This is a genomic window from Ramlibacter sp., from assembly GCF_035554825.1.
Classification (GTDB): domain Bacteria; phylum Pseudomonadota; class Gammaproteobacteria; order Burkholderiales; family Burkholderiaceae_C; genus Ramlibacter.
Genome location: NZ_DATMHS010000154.1, coordinates 1 through 3,743 on the forward strand (window position 1 = coordinate 1; position 3,743 = coordinate 3,743).

4 protein-coding genes are annotated in these 3,743 nt (G+C 65.3%); 2 read left to right on the forward strand and 2 right to left on the reverse strand.

All coding sequences use genetic code 11. From position 1 onward, the window contains the following. A partial coding sequence (locus VNT59_RS19455; RefSeq protein ID WP_325501196.1) for an XRE family transcriptional regulator occupies positions 1-516 on the forward strand: 516 nt, incomplete at its 5' end. A gap of 60 nt (positions 517-576) precedes the next feature. On the opposite strand, the gene VNT59_RS19460 is transcribed toward VNT59_RS19455, so the two are convergent. Both VNT59_RS19460 and VNT59_RS19465 read right to left on the reverse strand, forming a co-directional pair. Beyond that, complete coding sequence (locus tag VNT59_RS19460; protein ID WP_325501198.1) at positions 577-1,899, reverse strand: homoserine dehydrogenase; 1,323 nt, start codon at positions 1,897-1,899, stop codon at positions 577-579. Then, positions 1,896-3,122: a pyridoxal phosphate-dependent aminotransferase gene (locus VNT59_RS19465; protein WP_325501200.1), complete on the reverse strand. Its 1,227-nt coding sequence runs from the start codon at positions 3,120-3,122 to the stop codon at positions 1,896-1,898. The genes VNT59_RS19460 and VNT59_RS19465 overlap by 4 nt, the downstream gene beginning before the upstream one ends. A 98-nt stretch (positions 3,123-3,220) precedes the next feature. On the opposite strand from VNT59_RS19465, the gene VNT59_RS19470 reads away from it, so the two are divergent. After that, positions 3,221-3,601, forward strand: a complete 381-nt coding sequence (locus VNT59_RS19470) for an Mth938-like domain-containing protein (protein WP_325501201.1) — start codon at positions 3,221-3,223, stop codon at positions 3,599-3,601. The last annotated feature ends 142 nt before the right edge of the window (positions 3,602-3,743 follow it).

The following is a 3,743-nucleotide window of genomic DNA, read 5'->3' on the forward strand; positions in this document are numbered from 1 at the left end:
CGCCTCAAGCGCGGCCTCACGCTGGACGACCTGTCGCGCGCGGCCGGCGTGTCGAAATCCATGCTGTCGCAGATCGAGCGGGAAAAGGCGAATCCGACCATCGCGGTCGCCTGGCGCCTGGCGAACGCGTTGGGAGTTGGCATAGAAGAACTGCTGTCGAGCGAAGCGCAGGAAGTCGAAGCGATCCACATCCTGGAGCCGCATGAGACGCCAACCCTGCCGGGCAGCCATGCCGGCTATGTATTACGCATCCTGGGACCGATGGAATTGGCGGGGAAATACGAATGGTATGAACTGACGCTGGTGCCGGACGGCGCGCTGGTGTCCAATCCGCACGACCCGGGCACGTCGGAATACCTGACGCTGCTGCATGGCGCGCTGGAAGTCGAAGTGGACGGCACGAAGAAAAAGCTGAAGGCGGGCGGGACCGCGCGTTATCTGGCTGACAAGAGCCACGCGATCCGCAATGTCGGCAAGACCGAGGCGAAAGCCTTGTTGGTCGTCATCCACCGATAGGCAAAATAAAACGGCCCGGAACGCGATGTTCCGGGCCGCGCGACTTGCGTTGAAATGGAATCAGCTTAGCTGTTCAAGGCGGATCTTGGTCACTGCACCGACGACGGTAGAGAGCGCCTCGATCTTTTCGATCGCCGCCACGATGTTCTTTTCCTTCGTCTGGTGCGTCAGGATGATGATGTCGGCGCGGGTCTCCCCCTCGGCCGGCTCCTTCTGCAGCATGGCGTCGATCGAAATCGTCGAATCCGCCAGGATGCGCGTGATATCGGCCAGCACGCCGGGCTGGTCCGCCACCTGCATGCGCAGGTAATAGCTGGTCGTCACTTCCGACATCGGCAGGATCGGCGTGTCGGTCATTGCGTCCGGCTGGAACGCGAGATGCGGCACGCGGTGTTCCGGATCGGCGGTCGCCAGGCGGGTGATGTCGACCAGGTCGGCGATCACGGCAGACGCGGTCGGCTCGGAGCCGGCGCCCTTGCCGTAATAAAGCGTCGCACCGACCGCATCGCCCTGCACCAGCACCGCGTTCATCGCGCCTTCGACATTGGCGATCAGGCGCTTGGCCGGGATCAAGGTCGGATGCACGCGCAATTCGATTCCTTCGCTGCCGTTGACCTGGGTGCGCTTGGCGATGCCAAGCAGCTTGATGCGATAGCCGAGCTGTTCCGCATAGCGGATGTCGGTCGCCTGCAGCTTGGTGATGCCTTCCACGTAGGCCTTGTCGAACTGCACCGGGATGCCGAAGGCGATCGCCGACATGATGGTGGCCTTGTGCGCGGCGTCGATGCCCTCGATGTCGAAGGTCGGATCGGCTTCGGCATAGCCCAGGCGCTGCGCTTCCTTGAGCGCGACGTCGAAATCGAGCCCCTTGTCGCGCATCTCGGACAGGATGAAGTTGGTGGTGCCGTTGATGATCCCGACGATCCACTCGATGGTGTTGGCGGTCAGGCCCTCGCGCAGCGCCTTGATGATCGGGATGCCGCCGGCGACGGCCGCCTCGAACGCCACCATCACGCCGCGCCGGTGCGCGGCCTCGAAGATCTCGGTGCCGTGCACGGCCAGCAGCGCCTTGTTGGCGGTAACCACGTGCTTGCCCGCGGCGATGGCTTCCATCACCAGCTCGCGGGCGATCTTGTAGCCGCCGATCAGCTCGATGACGATGTCGATGTCGGGATTGGCGATCACGGCGCGGGCGTCGCTCACGACCTTGACGCCGGCGCCGACGACCGATTGCGCGCGCGCCGTGTCGAGGTCGGCGACCATGGTGATCTCGATCCCGCGGCCGGCGCGGCGGCGGATCTCTTCCTGGTTGCGCTGCAGGACGTGGAACACGCCGCTGCCGACGGTGCCTATGCCCAGCAGGCCTGCTTGGATGGGTTTCATGTGGAGTGGCGCTTGCGATAGCTTTCGAGGAACCGCGCGATGCGGCCGACGGCCTCGCGCAGGTCGTCCTCGTGCGGCAGGAACACGATGCGGAAGTGGTCGGGATCCGGCCAGTTGAAACCGGTGCCCTGCACCAGCATCACCCGCGTTTCCTGCAGCAGTTCGAGAAAGAACTGGCGGTCGTCGGCGATCGGGTAGAGCTTCGGGTCGAGCCGGGGGAACATGTACAGCGCCGCCGACGGCTTGACGCAGCTCACGCCGGGGATCGCGGTGATGAGGTCGTACGCCAGGTCGCGCTGGCGGCGCAGCCGGCCGCTGTCGCCGACCAGCTCGTTGATGCTCTGGTAGCCGCCCAGCGCGGTCTGGATCGCCCACTGCCCCGGCACGTTGGCGCACAGCCGCATGTTCGAGAGCATGTTCAGGCCCTCGATGTAGTCGCCGGCGGACCGCTTGTCGCCGGACACGACCATCCAGCCGGCGCGGTAGCCGCAGGAGCGGTAGCTCTTGGACAGGGAGTTGAACGTGAGCGTCAGAACGTCCTCGGACAGGCTGGCGATCGCCGTGTGGCGCGCCCCTTCGTACAGCACCTTGTCGTAGACCTCGTCGGCCAGGATCACCAGGCCGTGCTCGCGCGCGATCTCGACGATGCCGCGCAGCAGCGCGTCGGAGTACAGCGCGCCGGTCGGATTGTTCGGGTTGATGACGACGATGCCCTTGGTGGCCGGCGTGATCTTGCGGCGGATGTCGTCCAGGTCGGGCATCCAGCTGTCGGCCTCGTCGCAGCGATAGTGCACCGGCGTGCCGCCCGACAGCGAGGTCGCCGCGGTCCACAGGGGGTAGTCGGGCATCGGCAGCAGCAGCTCGTCGCCGTTGTCCAGGAGCGCGTTGGTCGCCATCGCGATCAGCTCGCTGGCGCCGTTGCCCAGGTACACGTCGTCGAGGACCACGCCCTTGACGCCTTGCTGCTGGGTGTAGTGCATCACCGCCTTGCGCGCGGCGAAGATGCCCTTGCTGTCGGAGTAACCGGCCGAGTTCGGCAGGTTGCGGGCCATGTCCTGCTGGATCTCCTCCGGGGCGTCGAAGCCGAACACGGCGAGGTTGCCGATGTTCAGCTTGATGACCTTGTGGCCCTCTTCCTCCATCTGCCGCGCCGCGTCCATGATCGGTCCGCGGATGTCGTACAGGACATTCGCCAGCTTGGCTGACTTCTGGATGGTTTTCAAAGCCCCTCCGGACCGGTGTGCGCAGGTGAAAACCTATAATTTGACCACAGTTCTGCTGCCGTCTCCCGCAGCGCAGCATTGAACCGGAAGCCCGCACGATGAAGCTGCAACCCGATCGATCCGACGCCCAAACGATCAGCGCCTATGGCCCCGGCTGGGTCGGCGTGGGCGGCCGCAAGATCAGCCACAGCGTCATCATCAGCTCGCGCGGCGACCAGATCGCGTGGGCCCCGTCCGGGCGGTTCGAGGACCTGCGCGCGGAAGACTTCACGCAGCTGGCGCAACTGCAGGTCGAAGTGGTGATCTTCGGCAGCGGTCCACGCATCCGCTTTCCGCGGCCCGCGTGGCTGCAGCCGCTGATGGAGCGGCGCATCGGCCTGGAGACGATGGACACGGCGGCGGCCTGCCGCACCTACAACATCCTGGCCCAGGAAGGGCGGGATGTGGCAGTGGCCCTTCTGCTGGAAAGCCCCACCTGAGACCGCCGTCGCCGAAGGGCGATTCGGGGTAAAATCACGGGTTGCAACGGGCCGAGCGCGGCGCCCCGAGTCGCAACGACCAACCCTGCTACACGAGAAACAATCCCATGGCGATCGTTGTCAACAAACCAATCCCCGAATT

What these genes read in the sequence shown, in the direction of transcription:
- VNT59_RS19460 (WP_325501198.1), bottom strand. Translation starts at nt 1,899, where the DNA reads ATGAAACCCATCCAAGCAGGCCTGCTGGGCATAGGCACCGTCGGCAGC.
- VNT59_RS19470 (WP_325501201.1), top strand. Translation starts at nt 3,221, where the DNA reads ATGAAGCTGCAACCCGATCGATCCGACGCCCAAACGATCAGCGCCTAT.